The organism is Glaciihabitans sp. UYNi722 (assembly GCF_040549465.1).
Lineage (GTDB): Bacteria > Actinomycetota > Actinomycetes > Actinomycetales > Microbacteriaceae > Lacisediminihabitans.
In genome coordinates, this window is the sequence record NZ_JBEPTL010000011.1 from 1 (window position 1) to 22,337 (window position 22,337).

Here is a 22,337-nt window from a genome sequence, read left to right on the forward strand (position 1 = left end):
GAACGACAAACGAACACTCAATGGCGACCACGGTCTGCCCATCGACAACACCCCACAGAACTCAGGGTGTTGCACTCACCACCTGAATTCGCCGGTGACGGAGTCGACGACGTGGCGGTCGGTGATCTCGTATTCGGGTCGTCGGACTTCGCGACGCAGCCCAGCGCCGGGGCGGCCGACTTCGCGATCATGAACCTGTGGTTTCCCATCCCGGCCGGGCTCGATGCCGTCCACGCTTCCGTCCTGCCGATGGTGCTGCAGACCGCGGGCTGGACCCTCGACCTGATGGATGTGAAGTCGGGCGAGACCGTACTGATCCATGGAGCGGGCGGTATGGTCGGCTACACGGCCGTGCAAATCGCCCTGCGCAAGGGCGCCCGAGTGATCGCCACGGCTGGCTTGACATTCGCCGACGAGCTTGAGGGGTTCGGCGCGGTCGTCACCCCATACGGTGCCGGCATGGTCGAGCGCGTCCGCGTCCGCGCACTCGCAAACGGACCGATCGATCATGTGGTCGACGCTTCCCTGCCCAACACCGGCGCAATCGCGGCGCTCATCGAGATCGCGGGCGACCCGAAGCGCGTGATGACCATCAGCAATCACGACGAGGCGCGCAGTCAGGGTGCCCGGGTCAACATCGACGAACTCATGGCTGCGGGCGGTTTCTCCAGTTCACACTTCCTGGCCGACTACGCTGCCCTCGCCGCCGCAGGCGACTTCACGGTCCCCGTGGCGAAGACTTTCCCGCTCGACGAGTGGCGCGACGCCGCGGAGCTCAGCCTGTCGGGAGCACCACACGGAAAAGTCGTGCTGGTTCCATAGTCCGATCGGTCCAGCCGCCCGGGCGCACCAGCAGCGAAAGCGGCGCAGCTTGGCGAAAACCGCGGCCAAGTTCCCGCACCCCACCGAAACCCCTGCCGCCGCCGCTAGGGCATTCGGCGGAGCCGACCTCTCGTGACCCCATCACGAGACTCGCACCGGTGGAATCAACCTCGACCGCACGTGCAGGGCATCCGCGCACGTGCGAGTGGCCTGGAACGACGGGCCTGCTAGAGCGCCACTTTGGTCGGTGGTTCGACCGGCACCTCTGGAATTGCCTCCGCAACTGGGTCCGATTCTGGATTCCAGGGCTGCGGCATTCCGATCGGATTCGGGTAGGGAAAGATCTTGCCGCACGCGTGCGCGATCGGTGCGATCAGGCGGCCGATACGGGTGAGATCGTCGCCGAGTGCACGCCAGGGGGGCTCCGCGAGCCGGTTGGTGACGTGTTCGGCGTTGTCCAGAGCAGCCGAACCGGCTGCGGTAACGTCGAGGCTCGCGGTCAGCAACCCGCGGGCCACGAGATCCTCGACCTGCGCATCCCACTCGGCGTCGCTCCAACCGCGAACGCGCCTCATCGTCGTGGCTTCGAGGTCGACGGCGCTGCGCAGGACGATCGATGCTAGGCCGGCGATGCCTTCACCGAGCAGCGCGGCGACGTGCCCATCGCCGCGATGCTCGCGCAGGATCGTCGCCGCACGCCAGAGCTGGCGGTAGGGATCCGACTCCTCAGGGAGGGCCCGGTTCGCGGCGGCGAGCGGTCGACCCGCGACATCGATCGTGTGAGCGACTTGCGTGAGAGCGGCTGCGGCTTCAGCGACGAGCGTTTCGTCGGCCACGACTGCGCGGAGGGCTGCTGCGGCGCCGCGGGAGCGGGCATCCAACACCTGATCGACGGCTGCGACGGACCAGACCGCAGGCAGCGCACGACCGACGAGAGAGGGGGAGAAGCCATTGAAGATGGCCACGACCGGCGCGGCTGACACGGGCCCGAGCGGTGCGGCGCGGCCAGCGAAGTAGCCGTCCCAGTAGCGGGTGAGCCCGATGGCGGCGAACTGCTCGCGAGCCTCCTGCGCGAAGTAACTCACCGCGTGGATCGGCTCGAACAGCGTCCATAGTGCGCGAACGGCGTGCTCTCGTGCAGTCATCGTGCCTTCCCCCTCTGGCCAAACACGACATTACGCTGTCGCGGTGCGGCGAGACTGCGCACGGGCGGGCTGCGAATCGTCTGCGCCGATGGCGTCCCTACGCGAGGCCTCGGGCGCGCGGAAAATTGGTCCCCGCAAGCGGTTCGGCACAGACGGAATCGGACCCTGGCCGAGTGTGTGCCGACGAGTGTGAGGTGGCTCACCAAGGCTTCGCGGTCGGCACACACTCGGCTTCCTCTAGAATCGCGTGCGACCAGACCCCGATTGAGGACGCCCATGGATGCATTCCTGAGGATGAATATCATCGACGGTCCGTTTGTCGGTGTGGTCTACACCCTGGCGGTCGGTGCCGTTCTTTTCCTTGCCCTGCGTCGCCCGTCGCGGCGATGGATCGTCACCGCCACCGGTGCGTTGTTTGGGGGATCGATTGTCGCCTTTGTCCTGCTGTGGTGGGTTAGAGCGACTAATGCTTTTGGCGTGGATCTCAGTGCCACCACGACAATCTGGGTATATGTGGCGTTCTCGGCTATGTGCCTTGCGATCGTCAATCTCTGGAAATCACGGTGGCCGCGAAAGATGGTCGCCTCAGTCGCCCTCGTTCTGTTTGCCGTCGCTGGAACCGTTGGAATCAACGCGGACTTCGGACTGGATCGCACAGTTGCGGATCTGGCGGGGATCTCCACCCAAAAACCGATCGCGCTCCCGCGGACCACTCCGACTCCAGTACCGAGTCGAACTCCCCTCGCCGGAGGAGCGCTGTGGGCAAATTGGTTAGCCCCGAAAAGTCAGCCTGTCGAAGGAACCATCGGTTCGGTGGTTATCCCCAACACTCTTTCCGGATTCCGGTCCCGGCCGGCCGGTCTGTACCTGCCCCCGGCTGCGCTGGTGAAGGACCCACCACTATTGCCGCTTGTTGTCATGATGATGGGGCAGCCCGGAAACCCGGACCCGTCCTTTCAAAAACCAATACTTGACGCATTTGCCGCGAGACACAACGGCCTAGCGCCAATAGTTCTCGTGGTGGATCAACTCGGTGATCCCGCCATCGATCCTCTCTGTCTCGACACGGCAAAACACGGCAAATCAGAAACGTTCCTCGTCGGAGATGCGGTCGCGTGGGCTCGTGCCAACCTCCACGTGCTCCCCGATGCCGCTCACTGGACGATCGCCGGATACTCCAACGGTGGCGAATGCGCGCTGTCGCTCGGGGCCAAACATCCCGAAATTTGGGGCAACGTGCTCGACATTTCCGGTGAGGAATACCCGGGATCGGACCGACCCAACGAGACTCTTGCGCAGGACTTCGCCGGCAACAGAGCCGCGTATCAGGCAGCTCGTCCGCTAACAGTCCTCGCTGCTCACCACTATTCCGACACTTTCGGTATTTTCACCGTTGGTTCCAACGACGGCAGCTATGTGACCCAGGCAAGGAGGGTCGAAGCTGCGGCCAAAGCATCGGGATGGAAGACCACCTACTTCGAGGTGCCCAACGGAGGACACGTTCTGGGCGCCCTCAACGGCGGGCTCCAGGAAGGGTATCGACTGCTCTATCCCCGACTCGGACTGTCTGATCCGTCCACCAGTCCGTGACACCCAGGCCCGGGTCCAAGTGATCAAGACCGCGTTACGCCACCCGTCCGCCTTGCAGGTGCGGGGCGATATCACTGCCGCACGCTCCTTGCTGTCCGGCGTCTTCGGTAGATTCCGGTTCAATGTCGTGGGGTCGCCACTTCGCGACTGAACCGTTCTTGCCGCGAACGTCTCTGAAGTTTCACGATCGCGCATCCGTTCAGGTCAAACGGCGATCCTTATCACACGCTATCTCGGCCGCTGCCTGTTCGGCTTGCGGGAAATTCTGGTGTCGGTGGATTGGGCGCGCGTTGCGATGGTTGGAAGGTAAGCGGCGGTGTGAGTTGCCTGTAGGGCTCAGTTCAGGTGAGAATCATCGAGGGCCGATGCTGGAGGAGGATTCGATGTTTTCGTCCGTTCCGATTCCTGGGAATCCGTGGCCACACGACATGGCCATAACCATCGAAGATGACCTTCAACCGCTTATCGATCTGCTGTGGGTTCGCGAAACATGGAATGTGAAGCCAGCCGGAGTCGACCTTCCCCCACTCCTGTCGGTCAAACCATCGAGCGCTGATGCCGAAACGGCCTCGGCGGACACGGCTGCGGAGTGGCAGGAAGCGTGGCCTGCGATGTGGCAGGCGTGCCTTCACCATGCGGGGCAGATTCGCGACGCGACCCTGTTCGAGCAACTTCGTGGAACTGCGATCGGATCAGCCAAACGCGTCACTCTACTGCATGAGCTCCTCGGCCCGAGCTGGCGCGGTACCTTCGGCGACGAAGCTTTCACGGACCAATACCAAGCCTGGAATCAAGCTCTGTCCGACAGTTCCCGCCGTCACTTCCAGCCCCTGGAAGAGGAGCCAGAGCGGGTTTCGCTCGCCGCGCTCATCTCGGCGTGGCACGCGGGACTGAGCAAGATCGTCGTCATCCCGTGCAAGGGCAGCTACACCAGAGTGATTGGGCAGCACGCACTGCTCGTAACCGCGGAAACCCGAGACGACCCAGAACGGTACGGCGAAGCCCTCCAACAGTTTCGGTGAGCGCCATCGTCGGCGAGTCACCCCGTCGGCCTGTGCGGGTGGTGCTCCGAATTCAACGTAAGTTTGCCCAGCGTCCGGAATGGATGACGAGGTGTTTCGGTGAGGTTCCGCTCAGAGGACGGCGCTCGCGCAGCGGCAGCAGTCGATAACGCCTACCGCCTTGCGGTAGTACTGCGGTAGCATTTCAGTATGAAGCTGAGCGTTAGCCTGCCGGACGAGGATGTGGTCCTCCTCGATGAATTTGCTCGCACTGCCGGTCTCTCCTCGAGGTCGGCAGCTGTGCACCATGCCGTTCGCCTGCTTCGCCTTCCCGAACTGGAGCAGGATTACGAGGCCGCCTGGAGCGAGTGGGAGGCATCCGGTGACCACGCGGCGTGGAGTGTGACCGCGGCTGACGGGATAGCCGATGCTGCGCGGTGAGATCCGGCTCGTGGATCTGGGTCCTGTGCGCAGAGGCGAGGCCAACAAACGACGTCCGGCGGTGATCGTGAGCAACGATCGCGCGAACTCGATCGCGACGCGGTTGGGCCGCGGAGTGGTCACTGTCGTGCCGGTCACCAGCAACACCGACCGGATCTTCCCTTTTCAGGCTCTGCTGCCCGCCGGTGCGACCGGGCTACCTCAGGACTCCAAGGCCCAGGCCGAGCAGGTCCGCTCGGTCGCCGTCGAGCGGCTCGGCGCGATCCTCGGGCGCGCCCCTGCAAACGTCATGGCCCAGCTCGATGACGCACTGCGCCTTCACCTGCAGCTGTAGTAACACACGCGTCGAGAACTCAACGTCCGCACCATCTTTCGGCTGTCAATCGGACAGATTGAATGGCGAGTGATGCCCCCTAAGGGGGGTTTCGACAGTGTGGTCGGCTGCCATAAAGTCGGGAAGAACAGAGCTTGGGGGAGCATTGACGAATCTGGTGTCGCGACGGGAAGCGAAGCAGTTGCTGCGCGACCACGGCCTGTCGAATGACTCTGCGTTGAACAACACTGTGCCGCTCACTGCAACTCCGCCCACCTTCTTTCGCCCCAGCACCGAGCGTTCGACCCGTCGAGGCTGGCGCAAACAGCCACCCGTCGAGTTCGCGCTCACCGACGTGTTCACCGAGCTCGCTCCCGGTTGGAATGTGCTGCGCACCTTCGACGTCTTCGGTGAGCTCGACGCCGATTTTCTCGTGATCGGCCCCCCAGGAATCTTCGCCATCAGCGCCAGGATCGGCGCGAACAAGAAGATCTGGGTGGATGAAGACGTGATCTGGGTGAACGGTCGACCGACAGATCACGTCGGCGTCACCCGTCAGGCGGCAGAGCGTGCGTCTGTGCGCCTGAGCTCGGCGACGGACCAGAACCTGCGCGTGATCCCGGTCATCGCGCTCATCGACCCTGCCTCGTTGTCCTTCGGCGGCGACCCGGCTCAACGCGTGGTCGTGCTGTCTGCAGAAATCGTGTCGCAATGGCTGTCCGAGTGCTCCCGAGCGTACTCGGACGAGGCCGTCGCGTACTTCACGATGATCGCGGAAGAACGCACGACCTGGGGCTCGCAGCCGAGCGAACTCGGTCCAGTCGCTCGGCTTCGATAGCTCCCTCCGCCCGTTCTGGGGCTGCCGCCGCGCGGGTCACCGCCGCTAGCGTCGAGTGATCGGAGCTTGGGGGAGTGATGACGGAGACGGTTTCAGCCACAGTGGCGGAGCCGAACCTGCGCGCTCGCGGTCCGGCCTACGCCGTGATGCAGGAGTGCCTTCGCGTGCAACAGGACGCGAAGCCGGGCGGCAGGGTTGCACGCTTCTTCGGCGGGAGCCCGCTGCATCCGGATGCCCGCAGCTGGTACCGAGGTGCGCTGGGCGAGATCGAGGTGGCCGGCGTGCTGTCCAGGCTCGGGTCAGAGTGGACGGTGCTGCATGCAGTGCCTGTGGGCGCTGGCAGCTCGGACATCGACCACGTGATCGTCGGCCCGGCCGGACTCTTCACGATCAACACCAAGAACCACGCGGGCAAGAAGATCTTCGTAGCCGGGAGCACCTTCATTGTCAACGGTTTCAAGCAGGAGTACATGCGTAACTCCCGGCACGAGGCGGAGCGTGCCTCGAAACTGCTCAGCACCGTAACCGGGCGTCCGGTGACGGTGACTCCGTTAATCGTTGTCGTGCATCCGCTGTCCATCCTCACGGGACGCAAACGGCCGACGGTGAAGGTGTTGGCCTCGCAGCACCTGCGCCGTTGGCTGCTTCGCAGGCCTCGGGTGCTCTCCGAACGTGCCGTGAAACACTTCTCGATGTTCGCCGAGGAGCGCAGCACCTGGCGCGCGACACCGTTGGCGAATGACGACACTGAGCCGTACGTGCAGCGTTTTGAAGGGCTGCGCAACCAGGTCGAGGCCGCTCGCAAACGAGCGCGTCTGTGGTCGCTGTTCATGCTCGTCGGATGCTCCTGCGCACTCGTGGCCCTCATGCTCGCGCTGTTCGAAGTCCTGGTGAACGCTGCTCATCTCGCAGGCTGACTCAGTTCGCGCCGGGCATCGTCGCGGCGGCGGCGTGTGACGGCCGATTGTCTCGTCGAACGCATGCACAGTATTCTTCACTGATGCGGATGCGGCCAATCGGCAGCCGACGAACCGCGAGTGGGAGTGATTCATCTTCAGCGACGACGACACGCACGGCTCGGAGTTGAGTGATCCCGGCGTGCCGCCGCGCGCCAGAATCGCTCTCATCGGGGTTCACGGCTACGGCCAGCGGCATCTCGCTTTCCTCTCCGAGCTGCACGCTCGTGGGACCATCGAGTTCGTCGCCACCGCGGATCCGACGGGCGCGACTCCGGGAACCCTCCCGGAGGGGGTGCGGGAGTTCTCGGATTCGACCTCGCTGTTCGCGTCGGAACTCGCGGTAGACATCGCGGTCATCGCGACCCCGATACATACGCACGAGCCGCTCGCCATCGAGGCGATGCGCGCCGGGGCGGACGTGCTCGTCGAGAAGCCGCCAACGTCATCCATGGCCGCTTTTCACAGCATGGTGGATGTCGCGGCGACCCTCGGTCGCCGGGTGCAGGTCGGCTTCCAGAGCCTCGGGTCGCACGCATTGGACAGGATCGCGGAACTGCTGCAGAACGGAGAGCTCGGCGATCTGGTAGCTGTCGAGGCTGTCGGTCACTGGCGACGCGACGCCCACTACTGGACGCGATCCGCCTGGGCGGGCAAGAAGACGCTCAACGGTCACGACGTGGTCGACGGCGCTGTCACCAATCCTTTTGCCCACGCCGTCTCGACGGCACTGCGGATCGCCGACGTCGGCAATGCGGAGGAGCTCGCGTCGCTCGAACTGGAGCTCTTCCACGCCAACGACATCGAGGTGGACGACACGTCGCTTGTAGCGCTCACGACGACGAGCGGTCTCACCGTGACCGCGGGGTTCACGCTGTGTTCGGCCGAGAACGATCAGACCGAACCCCGGGTCATCGTGCGCGGGTCGACGGGCACCGCGACCTTCTTCTACACCCTGGACGACCTCGAGATCGCGGTCGGCGACCTGCCGACCAGAAGCGAGCACTACGGGCGTGACGACCTGCTGCTCAATCTCCTGGACAAGCGCGGAGACGACAGCGTGGAGTTGGTTTCGGAACTCAAAGACCTCGGCGCTTTCATGGCCGTCGTCGAGGCCATCCGCGTAGCGCCCCAGCCGCGACAGATCGCTCCAGAGTTCGTACATTGGCACGGCGAGGGAGACAGTCGGTACCCGGTCGTCGTCGATGTCGACGAGTGGACAGAGCGGGCCGTCGCTGCACACTCCACGTTCTCGCAGGTAGGGGCGCCATGGGCGGCTCCCGTCTCGGCCCCGGCTTCCGCGCCCGAGACGCTGCAACTCGGCACGACAACTGTGGCGATCGCGCGCGACGGTGTTGACGTGCGACCGGAGTCGAGCCCGCGCCCCTACCTGCATCCGGTCAGTACGCTCGCCGGCATCGTGGTCAGCGATCATCATCCGGCCGATCATGATTGGCATCTCGGCGTCGGTGTGGCAGTACAGGTGGTCGACGGCACCAACTTCTGGGGAGGCGGAACCTACGTCGATGGCGTCGGCTATGTGACCGGGGACGACCACGGCCGCATCGTCATCACCGACTCGGCGCTCGAACCGGGCGTACTCACCCAGAGTCTCGGCTGGACGGACCGGAGTGGCCACACGGTGCTCGACGAGACCAGACGGATGCGCTGGTCCGCCGTCAACGAGAAGACCTGGTCGCTCGATTTCGGGTTCCAGCTCAATCCCGCGGCCGGTCGCACGTCGGTGACCCTCGAGAGTCCCGGTTCCCGCGGCTTCGCCGGTTCCGGCTACGGCGGATTCTTCTGGAGGCTGCCGGCGTGCAGCGATCGAACCCTTCTTTCACCACTCGGATCAGGCGAGGCCGCGGTGCACGGCGAGGTGGCTCCGTGGCTGGCCTGGTCGGCGGCTTTCGACGGCGGGGATGCGACGCTGCTGTTCGTGCCGCTCGACGACGCCACTCGGTCGGACCCGTGGTTCGTGCGATCCAGAGACTATCCCGGCATCGGTATGTCACTCGCTGCGACGGCGCCGCTGACCCTGGGCGCGGGTGAGACGCTCGCGCGCAGCATCCGCATCTTCGTCGCCGACGGGCGCCTCGATGCCGGAGCCATCGAACGCCTGGTCGCTGCTCCGGGCTTCTAGCGCACGGTACCGCGGCCACCACGCAGCCGGATACCCAGGAGCATCAGGATTAAGAGCATGACCACACCGCCGAAGATGGCGATATCCGCGACGTTGCCGATGAAGAATCCCGCGTAGTCGATGAAGTCCACGACGTGTCCGCGACCGAAGCCCGGCGCGCGGAAGAGTCGATCCCCGAGGTGGGTGGTAGCTCCGCCGAGCAGTAGGCCGAAGGCGACCATCCATCCCTTCGACCCCACCCGCCAGGCCAGCAGGCCGATCACGACCACGGCGATTGCGGCGAGAATCGCGAAGATCCAGGTCGCCCCTGTACCGATCGAGAATGCGGCGCCGGGGTTATAAACGAGAAGGAACTGGATGAGCTCGCCGATCACCGGCACGCGTTTGCCGTCAGCGAGCGAGGTTTCGGCCCACCACTTGGTCAGCTGGTCGAGAGCGATCACCACAATGGCGATGACGATGGTGTACCAGAACAGGCGGCGGTGAGGGGTGGGTCGTGCCTCAGGTGAGGGGCTGTCGGCTGAGGTCATTCGAACATTATCCCGTCATGGCGCGCGTGAGGAATAATCCTCCGAGCGCGCTGACCTGCGATCGCGGGCGCTGACACCGTCTTGCAGCACGCCGATAGAGTGCCAGCAAGCATCCCGCACCTTCGGAGTTCCCATGGCCCGCCCGCCAATACTGCCGTTCCTGCCCTACCTGGTCATCGCCGTCGTGCATCTGGCCTCGCTCCTGGTGGCGTCGACTGCGGTGTCCACCTCGACGAAACCGCTGCTCATGCCCGCTCTGCTGCTCGGCTTCCTCTGGGCGCTGCGCCGTGCGCGCAGCGAGCTCGCGCTGATCGTCAGCCTTGCGATCCTCTTCTCCTGGCTCGGCGACATCCTGCTCGGCACTCCCGGCGATGTCGGATTCCTGCTCGGCCTCGGATCTTTCTTCCTGGCGCACGTTGCGTACCTGGTCGTATTCCTCCGCCCGCTTCGGCGCAGGCGGGTCACCCGGCTCGCGGCGCTCCTTACCCTATGGTGGGCGGCTCTCATCGCAGTGCTGGCGCCACACCTCGGAACATTGCTGGTGCCGGTGGCCCTCTACGGGCTCGTACTCGGGGCTATGGCATCCGCAGCTCTGGCCTGCAATGGCTGGATCGCCGGCGGTGCACTGCTCTTCCTGGTCTCCGATACGCTGCTCGCGCTTAAACTCTTTCTGCCGGGTTTCGTGTTCTGGCAGATCGATTTTGTGATCATGCTGCTCTACGTGGCGGCCCAGGGGCTCATCGCTTTCGGCGCTGTGCAGTCGATGCGTGCGGCGCGAAGCTACGCATCGGTGGTTGCCTCGAGCGGCACGTAGTCGAGCTCAGCCCCACCAGTCCCGGCGGAGCCCGTCTGGCGACAGCGCGGGGTTTTGTCATCCGCGCTGGGGTCGTAACGTGCGCGCGGATGACAAAGCTTCGCGCGGATGCGGTCGACGCTTCCGGTCAGACACTCTGCTAAACTCGCAAGGTTGCCGTCCAAGGGCCGCGGATAAAGAGAGCTGGCACATTCTGTGACCGGCACCGCGCAACGAGTGAGAGGGGTCATCTATGCCATTAGCACCAGATGCCAAGAAGACGATTATCGACGAGTACGCCACCCATCCTGGTGACACCGGTAGCCCCGAGGTGCAGGTCGCAATGCTGACCGCGCGCATCAAGGATCTCACCGAGCACCTGAAAGAGCACAAGCACGACCACCACTCACGTCGTGGCCTGCTTCTGCTGGTTGGACAGCGTCGTCGCCTGCTGGGTTACCTGCAGGACATCGACATCTCTCGTTACCGTTCGCTCATCGAGCGTCTCGGCCTGCGCCGCTAGGTCCTGCTGTCCTAGCCGCGCCGGATCGACTCTCCGGCTCAGACGGCCCGCCCCGTATACGGGGCGGGCCGTTTTTCATTTCTGTGAGATCCATGCAAAGGAATCAAAACAGTCATATCTGCGTTGACAATGCAGACGACTCAAGGAGGTCGCTATGGGCAGAATCAATGAAGAAGTAGAAGACGACACCGGAGCCGTTCTGAAGTACCAGCGTCACGCGAACGGGCGCGGTTTCGTCTCGCCGCGCGCGCGGGTTCAGCCGAGTGCATTCGTGGCGGCCATGGCCTACGTCGAATCGGAGGCGCGCATCGGGGCAGGAACCACGATCGGCGCGGGATCCTGGATCGACAGGGGCGCCGTCATCGGCGAGCGAGTTTTCATCGGCCAGAACGTGCACGTCGGCCGCGACGCCCAGATCGGCGGGGGTGCGCGTCTCGGTAGCCACTCGCGTATCGGTGCGGATGTTCGTATCGCCAGTGGAGCGGTGATCGAAGCCGACGCCCAGATTCCCGATAACGCCACCGTCGACGCTCGTCGCAAGCCGAGCGAAGCACGCGGTTTCGGGGGCAGCAATTACGCGACGGGCCAGGCCGCTTAAGCCGGCGCTAGGGTTGGCGCATGGCGAAGTCGCGTGGAACCGATAGAGCACCGGCGCTGAAGAGAATCGCGCTCGCGCGAGCGGGGATCTTCGCGGCGATAGTCTTCGCCGTGATACTCGCTTTCGTTCTGCACCTTGGCGCGTTCAGCTTTCTCATGCGCGGCCTCATCTTTCTCGGGCTCTTCGCCCTCGCCGCAAGTTATGTATGGGAACTATTGGTGAAGTGGCGCGGACGTAGCGAGTAGACGGCCGTGCTGGCGACTCACCTCCAGAAATCGATCCATCAGCGGCGGGGCCATCAGGCTTTTCCTGACCGGAGGATCGCGGCATCATCTATAACATCGAGTGCATGGCCTTCTTCACTCGAGACGACGATAACCCGCTGCCCAAAGACGACCGCGGCACCGGTTCGTTCAACCAGTACAAGTACAACCTGCTCCCGTCTAGTGGGCGCGTGACCCTGCGACTCGCAGCCAGCAATCCCTGCCAGGACGAACTGCAGAAGGTCGCTGACAACGGGGAAGACAACCTGGAGACTGCTATCTCCCGGCGCAGCATCGAAGACGAACGCACGGATGCCCCGATGGTCATCCGTCTGTTCGCCGGCAGCCGGGTGACCGGCATCGTCGGCACCGTGCCCCGCGGGCTGGAGTCCATCGTCGACGAGGCGCTCAGCCGCCTCGACAAGCGTGGACAGAAGGTGCGGATCCCGGCCAGGCTCGCGAAGACGCGTTCCGGATGGCGTGTCGACCTCCTGATGGGCCAAACCCGCTGACGTTCAGACCCGTTGACAGTTCAGTTCTGCTGACATTTCAGCTCTGCTGACGGCGGAGAGACCGAAGGGCCGGCACGTTTCCCGACGCCCGGCCCTTCGTATTCGAGTCGTTGCTCCCCCCGGAGTGACTCGATTTCCCCTGTGTCGAACGGATCCTATGTGCCGGTCGACGAGGTTCCTCTTGCTCTCTTGGTTCGTAGTGGACGAATAATCGGTTTGTGCCCAGTTCGAGGGCGGATGCATGGCGATCTCCAGTTATGTGTGCCGGTCGATGTATCCGACGCTCAACCAGGTGATCCAATATCTCAATCGTCCGCAGCTGGAAGAGCTGTACCGCTACTACGTCGGCTCGGTTCGTCCCTGTTTGCTGCTTGCGGGAGTTCCCGCGCTGACTCCGCCGACGCGCCTCGCTTTCGTCCTCAGTGCCTCCGGCGACCTCGAATGGAATCCGTTCCAGCAGGTATAGGACAGCGGGATGCCGAGCGCTCGCGTGAGCTACCTCGAGCAGCATTGCCCGCCGATCCCGACCTGGCTCGACCTGCGCGAATAGTGGGCTGCTCCACCGAGGCGTGGAACGCCGATACTCGTTCCGCGGCCCGATGCGAGACTGTACCCATGGCTATCCAGGGCAGGTTCGTCGCGGCGATCGCCCTCGTGATGTCGGCGATACTGCTTGCCGGGTGCACCACAGCACCTGCTAAGCCGCTGATCAGCCAGGAGAAGCGCGCCCTCATCCGTTCGCAGCTTCTCGACAAGCAGTGGCGCATTGTCGCGCGGCAGTACCCGGAGGCCATCCGACCCGTGGTGTCGTCGCCGCACATTGTCTCCAACCACGAGTGGCCGCAGGCCGTCGTCGACTGCCTGGGCGAGCACGGAATCAAGGCGAGGGTGCTTCAGGGCGGATTGACCTATCTGAGCGGCTCAGGCCAGACGCAGCTCGAATACACAGTCGAAAGCTATAACTGCGCAGCCCAATACGTTACCGATTCCGATGTGCTGCGCCTCCTGAGCCCCCGGCTGGCGGAAGCCGACTATCAGTACCTGGTCACCGTGGTGCGGCCATGCCTGCTCGTCGCGGGAGCGCCGTCGCCGGCGTCACCGAATCGTGAAATCGCCAAGGACATCAATGGACTTGCCGGTTGGAATCCGTTCCAGGTGATCTGGGCGGGTAACTATCCGCGCTCGCTGGTGCGCTACTGGGAAGACCGCTGCCCTCCGGTGCCCGGCTGGCTCGACATCGGGGAATAGGAACGCCCCGAACCCCGTTGTGGACGGTATCCATGCAAACGCATGGAAAACACGGCGTCACAACGTGATTCGTAGAGGGACTGGGCAGGCACATGCAATTCGGAATCTTCACGGTCGGAGACGTGACCACGGACCCCATCAATGACTCGACGCCCACCGAACATAAGCGCATCAAGAACATCCTGACCATCGCGCAGAAGGTCGAAGAGGTCGGCCTGGAGGTTTTCGCGCTCGGCGAGCACCACAACCCGCCCTTCGTTCCCTCGAGTCCCACCACCATGCTCGGCTACATCGCGGCGAAGACCGAGAAGTTGCTACTATCCACCGCCACGACCCTCATAACCACTAATGACCCGGTGAAGATCGCCGAGGATTACGCGATGCTTCAGCACGTGGCCGACGGCCGTGTCGACCTGATGATGGGGCGCGGCAACACCGGCCCCGTCTACCCATGGTTCGGCAAAGACATCCGCGAGGGCATCCCGCTCGCCATCGAGAACTACGCCCTCCTCCAGCGCCTCTGGAAAGAGCATGTCGTCGACTGGTCCGGTAATTTCCGCACGCCGCTGCAGGCTTCACCTCCACCCCTCGCCCCCTCGACGGCGTCGCCCCCTTCGTCTGGCACGGCAGCATCCGCACGCCGGAGATCGCCGAGCAGGCCGCCTATTACGGTGACGGGTTCTTCGCCAACAACATCTTCTGGCCGAAGGAGCACTACATGCGCCTCATCGGCTACTACCGCCAGCGCTTCGAGCACTATGGTCACGGCTCCGCCGCCCAGGCGATTGTCGGTCTCGGCGGGCAGGCATTCATGCGCAAGAACTCGCAGGATGCGGTGAACGAGTTCCGTCCATACTTCGACAATGCCCCGGTCTGCGGCCACGGTCCGACGCTCGAGGAATTTACCGAGCAGACGCCGCTCACTGTCGGCAGCCCTCAGGAAGTCATCGACCGCTACGCGAGTATGCGCGACTATTTCGGTGACTACCAGCGTCAGCTTTTCCTCATGGACCACGCCGGCCTTCCTCTCAAGATCGTGCTCGAGCAGCTCGACATTCTGGGCGAAGAGGTGGTGCCGGTGCTCCGCAAGGAGTTCGCCAAGAACCGTCCGGCCGAGGCTCCGGATGGCCCGACCCACGAATCCCTCGTGGCGGCCCGTGATGCTGCAGCCGCCCAGCCCGAGCCGCTCGCTGAGCTCGTCGAAGCAGGAGAGAGCAACTCATGACGATTCGCAGGATCGCCGTCGTCTCGGCCGGCCTGAGCCAGCCGTCCTCCACGCGATTGCTGGCCGATCGCCTTGCCAAGGCGACGGTCGATCGCCTCGAGCACGACGGCGCCGAGATCGCCGTCGACACCATCGACCTGCGAGACCTCGCCCACGACGTGACGAACAACCTGCTTACCGGCTTCGCCAGCCCGAAGCTGGAGGCGATCCTCGAGCAGGTCACCAGCGCCGACGGGCTGATCGCTGTGACGCCGATCTACACCACCAGCTACAGCGGACTCTTCAAATCCTTCATCGACATCCTCGATCCGCAGTCGATCACTGGTCTCCCGGTGCTCATCGGCGCGACCGGTGGAAGCGAGCGTCACTCGCTCGCCCTCGACTATGCGATGCGTCCGCTGTTCAGCTACCTGCACGCGGTCGTCGTGCCGACGGGCGTCTACGCGGCCTCCGGCGATTGGGGGAGCGACGGGACCTCGTCAGCGACCTCCGGGACCGGAGCGACCTCTCTTCCTGAACGCATCGAGCGGGCAGCCGGCGAACTCGCCGCCCTCGTTCGCGAGAGCGACAGATCGAGCATCGTGCGAGACCCCTTCGACCTACCCGCCGGGTTCAGCCCGGTCGGGGCCTTCGGCGCGCAATAGGTCCCGCTGCCCGGCCGGGTGTTGGTGCCCCGACCGGGCGACGGCTCCGTTGGAGGCCACTGAGCCAAACCTTCAGGTTTTACCGTGATGATGGTGGGATGTTCCGACGTCATCCCTTCCTCAGCCTGGTCACCGTGGTGTATTTGGCAGTGGTTGGCTGGATCACGCTCGGGCCGCAGCCGGTTAATTCCGGCAACGGAGCGTGGCTCTGGCGGCTGCTGCGTTTTTTCTCCGGGCACGAGCTCACGAGTTGGCTCACCTATGCGCGGGTCGAATTCCTGGCGAACGTCGCCATGTTCATTCCGATCGGTCTTTTCTTCCTTCTTCTGTTCGGACGAAGGCTCTGGTTCGTCGGTATTCTTGCCGGCGTCGCGCTCACCGTGGCCATTGAGGGAGCGCAACTGTTCATCCCTGGCAGGGTTTCGGATGTCCGTGACCTCATCGCTAACTCCCTCGGCGCGACCATCGGTGTGCTGGCGGCCCTGATCGTCACTGCTCCGAAGGCGCGAAGGTTGAGGCGTGAGCGTGAACGTGACCAGCGGGCGGTGCCTGCCCAGCAGGCCCCATGAGTTCAGGAACCGTTGCGCACCAGGTCCAACGCGTAGCTCTCCCACCAGCTGCCGGCGATGGGACCACCACGGCACGCACCATCGCTGTCACCAGGATGCTTCACCCAGAGCAGCGCATCGAGCTTCGTCGTTCCCGCACTCACACGGGGTTTCTGCCCGATCGCAGCCCCGAGAGGATTGCACCAATAACCCTGCCAGCCGTTGCCGTTGCGCGAGACGTCGATGACGAAATTCTTGCCGTCGAGCAGTTTCGAGACGCTGTCGGCGTAGCTGCGCTCCTGGTCTACCCGGTAGAAGTTCGAGACGTTGGTGAAGAAACCGCGCGCTTCGTTCACGCCGGCCGATCGGAGCAGGTTCGCTATGACATCCGGGTGAACCCAGTGCGAGTTGCCGGCATCGAGGTACACGGTGAGACCAGCCGACACGAGGATGTCTACAGCCTTCCTGATCAGTGGCGGTCGAGACTCCCTCTCGCTCGCGCACTGATCCTTCGTGAGCATGGCAAGCGAATCAGGCTCGACGAGGATCACCGAACGAGTGCCCTCCAGCGTCTCGGCGATGGTGCGGTTCCAGCGAAGATAGTCGGCGCTGCTCATCCCACCGGCTGACAGTCCGCCGCAGTCCCGGTTGGGGATCGTGTAGGTGACGAAGACGAGGGTCTTCGACTCCGCCGCCGCGGCGCTGACATAGTTGCGCAGCAGCGGGCCAACCTTCGATGCGCCTCTCGAATTGGCGAGCCAGATCGCTGTGGGTTGCGAGCTGATCTTCGAGATGTCCGCCGCCTCAGTCGTCTGGCCGTCGGCGGCGAGCCGGGCGGCCGCATCCGCGGCATGAGTCTTCGGATCGGTGTACAGGCCGCCGGGAAAGATCTCGGCACTGGTCAGCGAGGAGGGAAGACGACCGGGAACGATCGTCGGTGCGGCGCCGGGCCGGTGATCGGTGGGGGCAGCGGTGCATCCACAGAGCAGGAGGACCATGACTGCAGCGGAGAGGATTCCGGCCCGCAGGCGGCGTCGAAGAACAGAATGACTTGCCACGAATCGGCCCCCGACTGTTGTTGGTTCCAGCCTCTCAAGAGCGAGGACGGGAATCAAGGCCGGTGCGCCGCGCCCGGATCCCGATTACTAGGTTGCGATAACCCGGGCTGGTAGGCTATGTGAGGTTGTCTGGATTCGGTGCGTCGCATGCGTCGCTCGAATTACGACAGCTACGGAGCAGGCTGGCCCGGTGTCATTTCATACCGGGTCGATTTACCGCAGGCTGGTCAGTAGTGGTGAAGTTCTGAATCGGGTGTTTCTCACCTCAGGTTCGGCGCCTTTCTACTGTTGACCAGAGCCCGTACCCATTGGGTACATGTGCCGATGCGCCGCATGATTGTGCGCGCCTTTCTGCGGTATCACTGTTCCTTGACGAGTCGCGACCCACACGGGGTCACGATTGTCGCCCGCAGGGCGAATGTAAAAATACTGCAACAAAGGAGATAGCCCCCTATGGAGGGTCCAGAAATCAAATTCGCCGAAGCCGTTCTCGATAACGGCAAGTTCGGCACTCGCACCATCCGCTTCGAAACCGGGCGTCTCGCCCAGCAGGCCCAGGGAGCAGTCGCTGCCTACCTCGACGAAGAGACCATGCTGCTCAGCGCCACCAGCGCCAGCAAGCACCCGAAAGATAACTTCGACTTCTTCCCGCTGACGGTCGATGTCGAGGAGCGTTCCTACGCCGCAGGCAAGATCCCCGGCTCGTTCTTCCGTCGCGAAGGCCGTCCGTCGACCGAGGCCATCCTGGTCTGCCGTCTGATCGACCGTCCGCTGCGTCCGTCCTTCGTCGAGGGACTCCGCAACGAGGTGCAGATCGTCATCACCGTATTGGCCATCGCGCCCGACGAGTTCTACGACGCTCTCGCGATCAATGCGGCCAGCGCATCCACCCAGATCTCGGGACTGCCATTCAGTGGTCCGATCGCCGGTGTGCGCCTCGCGCTCATCGACGGCCAGTGGGTCGCATTCCCCAAGTACTCGCAGCTCGAGCGCGCCGTCTTCGACCTCACCGTCGCTGGACGCATCGTCACCGACAACAACGGCAACGAGGATGTCGCGATCATGATGGTCGAGGCGGAAGCCACCGAGCACGCATGGGGCCTCATCCAGGGCGGCGCCATCAAGCCGAACGAGGAGATCGTGGCCCAGGGCCTCGAGGCCGCCAAGCCGTTCCTCGCCCAGCTGGTCAAAGCACAGGCCGAGCTCGCCAGCCAGTCTGCCAAGCCCATCGCCGACTACCCGGTCTTCCTTCCTTACGACCAGGCCACCTACGACACCGTCGCCGGAATCTCCTACGACGAGCTCAAGGGGATCTACCAGATCGCCGACAAGGTCGAGCGCCAGAACGCCGATGACGCCCTCAAGGATCGCGTCAAGGCCGAGGTCGCTGCAAAGGTCGAGCGCGGAGAACTGGACGCTGCCGCCAACGGCCAGGTCAGCGCCGCGTACAAGTCCGTCACCAAGAAGATCGTTCGCGGCCGCATCCTCACCGATGGGATTCGCATCGACGGTCGTGGACTGAGCGACATCCGTCCGCTCGACGCCGAGGTGCAGGTCATCCCGCGCGTTCACGGTTCGGCGATCTTCCAGCGCGGCGAGACTCAGATCCTGGGCGTCACCACGCTGAACATGCTCAAGATGGAGCAGCAGATCGACTCGCTGGCTCCGGTCACGAAGAAGCGCTACCTGCACCACTACAACTTCCCGCCTTACTCGACCGGTGAGACCGGCCGTGTCGGTTCGCCGAAGCGTCGCGAGATCGGGCACGGCTTCCTCGCCGAGCGCGCCCTTGTGCCGGTACTGCCGAGCCGCGAGGAGTTTCCGTACGCGATCCGCCAGGTGTCCGAGGCTCTCTCGTCCAACGGTTCGACCTCGATGGGTTCCGTCTGCGCCTCGACCCTGTCCCTGCTGAACGCCGGTGTGCCGCTGCGCGCCCCGGTCGCCGGCATCGCGATGGGTCTCGTCTCCGACCAGGTCGACGGTGAGACCCGTTACGCGGCTCTCACCGACATCCTCGGTGCGGAAGACGCTCTCGGCGACATGGACTTCAAGGTCGCGGGCACCTCAGAGTTCGTTACCGCGATCCAGCTCGACACCAAACTCGACGGTATCCCGTCGTCGGTGCTCGATGGCGCGCTCAAGCAGGCTAAGGAAGCGCGTACCGCGATCCTGGCCGTGCTGAACGCCGCAATCGATGCTCCGGATGAGATGGCGCCGACCGCGCCTCGCGTGATCTCGGTGCAGATCCCGATCGACAAGATCGGCGAGCTGATCGGCCCGAAGGGCAAGAACATCAACCAGATCCAGGATGACACCGGAGCCGACATCTCGATCGAGGATGACGGAACCGTGTACATCGGTGCAGTCGACGGTCCGTCGGCCGAGGCGGCTCGCGCGGCGGTCAACGCCATCGCGAACCCGCTGAACCCTGAGGTCGGCGAGCGGTTCCTCGGAACCGTCGTCAAGATCGCGACCTTCGGTGCGTTCGTCTCGCTCACCCCCGGCAAGGACGGCCTGCTACACATCAGCGAGGTTCGCAAGCTCGCCGGTGGCAAGCGCGTCGAGAACGTCGAAGACGTGCTCTCCGTCGGCCAGAAGATCCAGGTCGAGATCACCAAGGTCGACGACCGCGGAAAGCTGTCCCTCGCTCCCGTCGAGGCCGAGGACGCTGACACGCAGGGTCGCGACGCGGCCGAGCGGAGCGTCGACACCTCGTCTGAAGGCGAACCGGTCAACGCCGAGTAGTTCTCCACGACAACGCCCCACTCCGCTTCGGCGGGGTGGGGCTTTGTCGTTGTCACAGGCTCGGTCAGGCCGGTGTCTCTGCCAGCCCGATCAGCTGGGCGCGACCGATGATATTGGCGCGGAGCATAAATCCCAGAACTGCGGGCGTAGCTCCTGCCGGAATGTCGAGTTCGCCGATGTCGAGTGCGCTCACAGTGAAGAAATAGCGGTGCTGACCGTCACCGGGCGGGGGAGCCGCACCGGTGAACTCCTCGCCTCCCATCTCATTCGAGAGCGTCACGGCGCCGGCTGGCAGGTCATCAGTGCTCACCCCGGCCGGCAGTTCGGTGACATCGCCAGGGATGTTGTAGACGGCCCAGTGCCAGAACCCGCTGCCGGTCGGCGCATCGGGGTCGTACGCCGTCAGAGCGAAGCTCTTCGTGCCTTCTGGCGCGCCGCTCCAGTGGAGCGCGGGGGAGCGGTTTCCGCCGTCCGCACGGGCGGTTGTCGGAAGCGGGCCCCCTGGAGTGAAGTCGAGACTCTCGAGATCGAAGGCCGGGACTTCTGGGAGCCGCCAGTTGGGATCGTTGACCATCGTGCATCCTTTCGATAATTGGCGAAGGGCCGCACGCAGGCGGCCCTTCTAGCGCCCGTTTAGAGTCCTGGCGCGACTGTGGCGGATCCTCCGCACGCTGTGGGCGGAGGGTCTTCGGGAGCCAATCGCTCCCGCACTCTTCAGAACTTAGGCATCTGGCGGGCGGCACGCCAGAGGCGCGGGCGGCTATTTGTCGACCATCGAGCCGATTCACAGCTAACGGTGGCGTATCTCGGGACGATAACGATTTGTATCATGCAGGTTAACTCGCGCCTCATGTTGTCGTGAATAGTCAGCGCCCTCATCTAATGTCAACACCATGGCACGTGTCCGTAATCGTGTCCAGAGCACTCGACACCCCTAGGCGGTGTGTATGACCCAGGTTTTGCCTCAGCAGGCGCCGGTCATTGTGGAGCCTCCCCGCTTGGTGAATGCCGGTCCGATCCGTCGTCGTCTCGGCCAGTCCGACCTGCGCGTCTTCCCGCTCGCGATTGGCGGCAACGTCTTCGGATGGACCGCAGACTCCGAAGCAACCATCAGCATCCTCGACACCTATTTTGAGCACGGCGGCAACTTCATCGACACTGCGGACTCCTATGCCGGTGGCCGCAGCGAGATCATGATCGGCAACTGGATGCGGGTCAGGCGCAACCGCTCCGAGATGGTCGTCGGCACCAAGATCGGCAAGAGCGCCGACAGCCCTGGCGTCACGGCGTCCGCTGTCTATCGTGCCGTGAACTCTTCCCTCGAGCGCCTCGGTACCGACTACATTGACCTGCTCTACCTGCACATCGATGACGAATCCGTGCCGTTCGAGGAGACCTTACTCGTGGTCGACGACCTCATCCGCAGCGGCAAAGTCAGGTACTTCGGGGTCTCGGACCACTCAGGCAACCGTCTGATCGAGGCACGCGTGATCGCCGCCCAGCTCGGGGTGACGCCGATGGTGGCCTTGCAAAACCACTACAACCTGATGCACCGTTCGGAGTTCGAGGGCGACCTCGCCAGGGTCGCGGCCCAGCAGCGGCTCGGTGTGATGCCCCGATTCGCCCTGGCGAGCGGGTTCCTCAGCGGAAAGTACCGCACCAAGGCTGATTTGGGTCGCAACAGCCGCGGCATCGAGGCGGCCAGGTACCTGAACAAGCGTGGCCAGCGCATCCTCGCGGCTCTCGACCAGGTCGCCTGGGAGCAGCGCGTCAGTGTTGCAACCGCCGCTCTGGCGTGGTTACTCGCCAAGCCCGACATCGTCGCTCCGGTAGCGAGTGCGAGCCTCACCGAGCAGGTACACGAACTGGTGGCGGCCGCCAGCGTGCAGTTGAACCGCCACCAGGTCGCAGAACTGGATCGTGCCTCCGCGTCATAGCACGGCGGCTCCAGACAAGCATGGGCTAGACACGCCAGGGCTAGAAAACCCCAGGGCTAGAACACCCCAGGCACGTGCAACCAGCCCGCAGAGATCAGCACGACGATGGTAGTGAGCACGAGAGCGATGACCGTAACGGGTGCGACGGCCTTGCGGCCTGTGCCGCGAAAGATCAGCGACGCCACCAGTATCACCTCGAGCACGATCGCGAAGGGGAAAGTCGTGAACGGCGCGGGCAGCACGACGAAGACCGAGAGCAGTAGAAGAGCGGCGAAGATCAGTTCGGCGATCGCGAGGATCGACCTGTTCCGTGTGCCGCGGAGCCGAGTGGCCGCGTCATAGATCGCAAACGCGGCTGCGACGATGGTGATGATCGTGAGGATGCTGAAGGTGAAGGTCACGAGTGTTCCTCTCGGCGTTCGGAGCCTGTCGTCACCGTCGGTGACGAGCGCTTCCCAAGAGTA

Annotated in this window: 24 protein-coding genes and 1 pseudogene; 20 read left to right on the forward strand and 5 right to left on the reverse strand. The window is 64.0% G+C overall.

The features are described 5' to 3' along the window. Positions 1-822, forward strand: an 822-nt coding sequence (locus tag ABIB56_RS09620; RefSeq protein ID WP_354568988.1) for a zinc-binding dehydrogenase, incomplete at its 5' end; no start/stop codon positions are given. A gap of 227 nt (positions 823-1,049) precedes the next feature. Here the strand turns inward: ABIB56_RS09620 and ABIB56_RS09625 are convergent. After that, complete coding sequence (locus ABIB56_RS09625) at positions 1,050-1,967, reverse strand: SCO6745 family protein (protein WP_354568989.1); 918 nt, start codon at positions 1,965-1,967, stop codon at positions 1,050-1,052. A gap of 276 nt (positions 1,968-2,243) precedes the next feature. On the opposite strand from ABIB56_RS09625, the gene ABIB56_RS09630 reads away from it, so the two are divergent. The 7 genes from ABIB56_RS09630 (at position 2,244) to ABIB56_RS09660 (ending at position 9,249) form a co-directional block, all read left to right on the forward strand. Further along, the gene (locus tag ABIB56_RS09630; RefSeq protein WP_354568990.1) at positions 2,244-3,557 is read left to right on the forward strand and encodes an alpha/beta hydrolase; all 1,314 of its coding nucleotides are present in this window, start codon (positions 2,244-2,246) and stop codon (positions 3,555-3,557) included. Between the two features lie 428 nt (positions 3,558-3,985). Further along, positions 3,986-4,579, forward strand: a complete 594-nt coding sequence (locus ABIB56_RS09635; protein WP_354568991.1) for a hypothetical protein — start codon at positions 3,986-3,988, stop codon at positions 4,577-4,579. 189 nt (positions 4,580-4,768) lie between these two features. Beyond that, entirely contained in the window at positions 4,769-4,999 is a 231-nt protein-coding gene (locus ABIB56_RS09640) for a ribbon-helix-helix domain-containing protein (protein ID WP_354568992.1), read from the forward strand. Continuing rightward, entirely contained in the window at positions 4,986-5,333 is a 348-nt protein-coding gene (locus tag ABIB56_RS09645) for a type II toxin-antitoxin system PemK/MazF family toxin (RefSeq protein WP_354568993.1), read from the forward strand. The genes ABIB56_RS09640 and ABIB56_RS09645 overlap by 14 nt, the downstream gene beginning before the upstream one ends. A gap of 157 nt (positions 5,334-5,490) precedes the next feature. Beyond that, positions 5,491-6,150: a hypothetical protein gene (locus ABIB56_RS09650; protein ID WP_354568994.1), complete on the forward strand. Its 660-nt coding sequence runs from the start codon at positions 5,491-5,493 to the stop codon at positions 6,148-6,150. Between the two features lie 77 nt (positions 6,151-6,227). After that, positions 6,228-7,067, forward strand: coding sequence for a nuclease-related domain-containing protein (locus ABIB56_RS09655; protein WP_354568995.1), 840 nt, complete (start codon positions 6,228-6,230; stop codon positions 7,065-7,067). A gap of 166 nt (positions 7,068-7,233) precedes the next feature. Then, a complete protein-coding gene (locus tag ABIB56_RS09660) occupies positions 7,234-9,249 on the forward strand; it encodes a DUF6807 family protein (RefSeq protein WP_354568996.1) in 2,016 nt (671 codons plus the stop codon). Here the strand turns inward: ABIB56_RS09660 and lspA are convergent. Then, the gene (gene lspA / locus ABIB56_RS09665) at positions 9,246-9,779 is read right to left on the reverse strand and encodes a signal peptidase II (protein WP_354568997.1); all 534 of its coding nucleotides are present in this window, start codon (positions 9,777-9,779) and stop codon (positions 9,246-9,248) included. The genes ABIB56_RS09660 and lspA overlap by 4 nt on opposite strands. 133 nt (positions 9,780-9,912) lie before the next feature. Between lspA and ABIB56_RS09670 the strand changes: the two genes are divergently transcribed. The 10 genes and pseudogenes from ABIB56_RS09670 to ABIB56_RS09715 all read left to right on the forward strand — a co-directional run bounded on the left by ABIB56_RS09670 (position 9,913) and on the right by ABIB56_RS09715 (position 16,154). Continuing rightward, positions 9,913-10,593: a lysoplasmalogenase gene (locus ABIB56_RS09670; protein ID WP_354568998.1), complete on the forward strand. Its 681-nt coding sequence runs from the start codon at positions 9,913-9,915 to the stop codon at positions 10,591-10,593. A gap of 232 nt (positions 10,594-10,825) precedes the next feature. Beyond that, positions 10,826-11,095 carry a 30S ribosomal protein S15 gene (rpsO, locus tag ABIB56_RS09675; protein ID WP_354568999.1) on the forward strand — a complete coding sequence of 90 codons (270 nt, stop codon included), beginning with the start codon at positions 10,826-10,828 and terminating at the stop codon, positions 11,093-11,095. 154 nt (positions 11,096-11,249) lie between these two features. Continuing rightward, complete coding sequence (locus tag ABIB56_RS09680; RefSeq protein ID WP_354569000.1) at positions 11,250-11,693, forward strand: hypothetical protein; 444 nt, start codon at positions 11,250-11,252, stop codon at positions 11,691-11,693. Positions 11,694-11,713: 20 nt separating this feature from the next. Beyond that, on the forward strand, positions 11,714-11,938 hold the full coding sequence (locus tag ABIB56_RS09685) for a hypothetical protein (protein WP_354569001.1): 225 nt from the start codon (positions 11,714-11,716) through the stop codon (positions 11,936-11,938). Between the two features lie 104 nt (positions 11,939-12,042). Then, positions 12,043-12,468 carry a hypothetical protein gene (locus ABIB56_RS09690; RefSeq protein WP_354569002.1) on the forward strand — a complete coding sequence of 142 codons (426 nt, stop codon included), beginning with the start codon at positions 12,043-12,045 and terminating at the stop codon, positions 12,466-12,468. A 241-nt stretch (positions 12,469-12,709) separates the two neighbouring features. Next, positions 12,710-12,934 (forward strand): hypothetical protein, encoded by a 225-nt coding sequence (locus ABIB56_RS09695; RefSeq protein WP_354569003.1) that lies wholly within the window; start codon positions 12,710-12,712, stop codon positions 12,932-12,934. Positions 12,935-13,083: 149 nt separating this feature from the next. Next, the gene (locus tag ABIB56_RS09700; protein ID WP_354569004.1) at positions 13,084-13,716 is read left to right on the forward strand and encodes a hypothetical protein; all 633 of its coding nucleotides are present in this window, start codon (positions 13,084-13,086) and stop codon (positions 13,714-13,716) included. 92 nt (positions 13,717-13,808) lie between these two features. After that, a pseudogene (locus ABIB56_RS09705) lies at positions 13,809-14,941 on the forward strand (LLM class flavin-dependent oxidoreductase). Next, entirely contained in the window at positions 14,938-15,585 is a 648-nt protein-coding gene (locus tag ABIB56_RS09710; RefSeq protein ID WP_354569005.1) for an FMN reductase, read from the forward strand. Before ABIB56_RS09705 ends, ABIB56_RS09710 begins: the two are co-directional and overlap by 4 nt. A gap of 98 nt (positions 15,586-15,683) precedes the next feature. Further along, positions 15,684-16,154 (forward strand): VanZ family protein, encoded by a 471-nt coding sequence (locus ABIB56_RS09715; protein WP_354569006.1) that lies wholly within the window; start codon positions 15,684-15,686, stop codon positions 16,152-16,154. 2 nt (positions 16,155-16,156) lie between these two features. Here the strand turns inward: ABIB56_RS09715 and ABIB56_RS09720 are convergent, their stop codons facing one another. Then, positions 16,157-17,131 (reverse strand): glycoside hydrolase family 6 protein, encoded by a 975-nt coding sequence (locus ABIB56_RS09720; protein ID WP_354569007.1) that lies wholly within the window; start codon positions 17,129-17,131, stop codon positions 16,157-16,159. 513 nt (positions 17,132-17,644) lie between these two features. Here ABIB56_RS09720 and ABIB56_RS09725 point away from each other — a divergent pair. Beyond that, positions 17,645-19,936, forward strand: a complete 2,292-nt coding sequence (locus tag ABIB56_RS09725) for a polyribonucleotide nucleotidyltransferase (protein ID WP_354569008.1) — start codon at positions 17,645-17,647, stop codon at positions 19,934-19,936. Between the two features lie 64 nt (positions 19,937-20,000). Here the strand turns inward: ABIB56_RS09725 and ABIB56_RS09730 are convergent, their stop codons facing one another. Next, positions 20,001-20,510 carry a YbhB/YbcL family Raf kinase inhibitor-like protein gene (locus ABIB56_RS09730; RefSeq protein ID WP_354569009.1) on the reverse strand — a complete coding sequence of 170 codons (510 nt, stop codon included), beginning with the start codon at positions 20,508-20,510 and terminating at the stop codon, positions 20,001-20,003. A gap of 373 nt (positions 20,511-20,883) precedes the next feature. On the opposite strand from ABIB56_RS09730, the gene ABIB56_RS09735 reads away from it, so the two are divergent. Further along, a complete protein-coding gene (locus ABIB56_RS09735; RefSeq protein WP_354569010.1) occupies positions 20,884-21,873 on the forward strand; it encodes an aldo/keto reductase in 990 nt (329 codons plus the stop codon). A 56-nt stretch (positions 21,874-21,929) separates the two neighbouring features. Here ABIB56_RS09735 and ABIB56_RS09740 read toward each other — a convergent pair whose 3' ends face one another. Continuing rightward, positions 21,930-22,274: a hypothetical protein gene (locus ABIB56_RS09740; protein ID WP_354569011.1), complete on the reverse strand. Its 345-nt coding sequence runs from the start codon at positions 22,272-22,274 to the stop codon at positions 21,930-21,932. Positions 22,275-22,337: the final 63 nt, after the last annotated feature.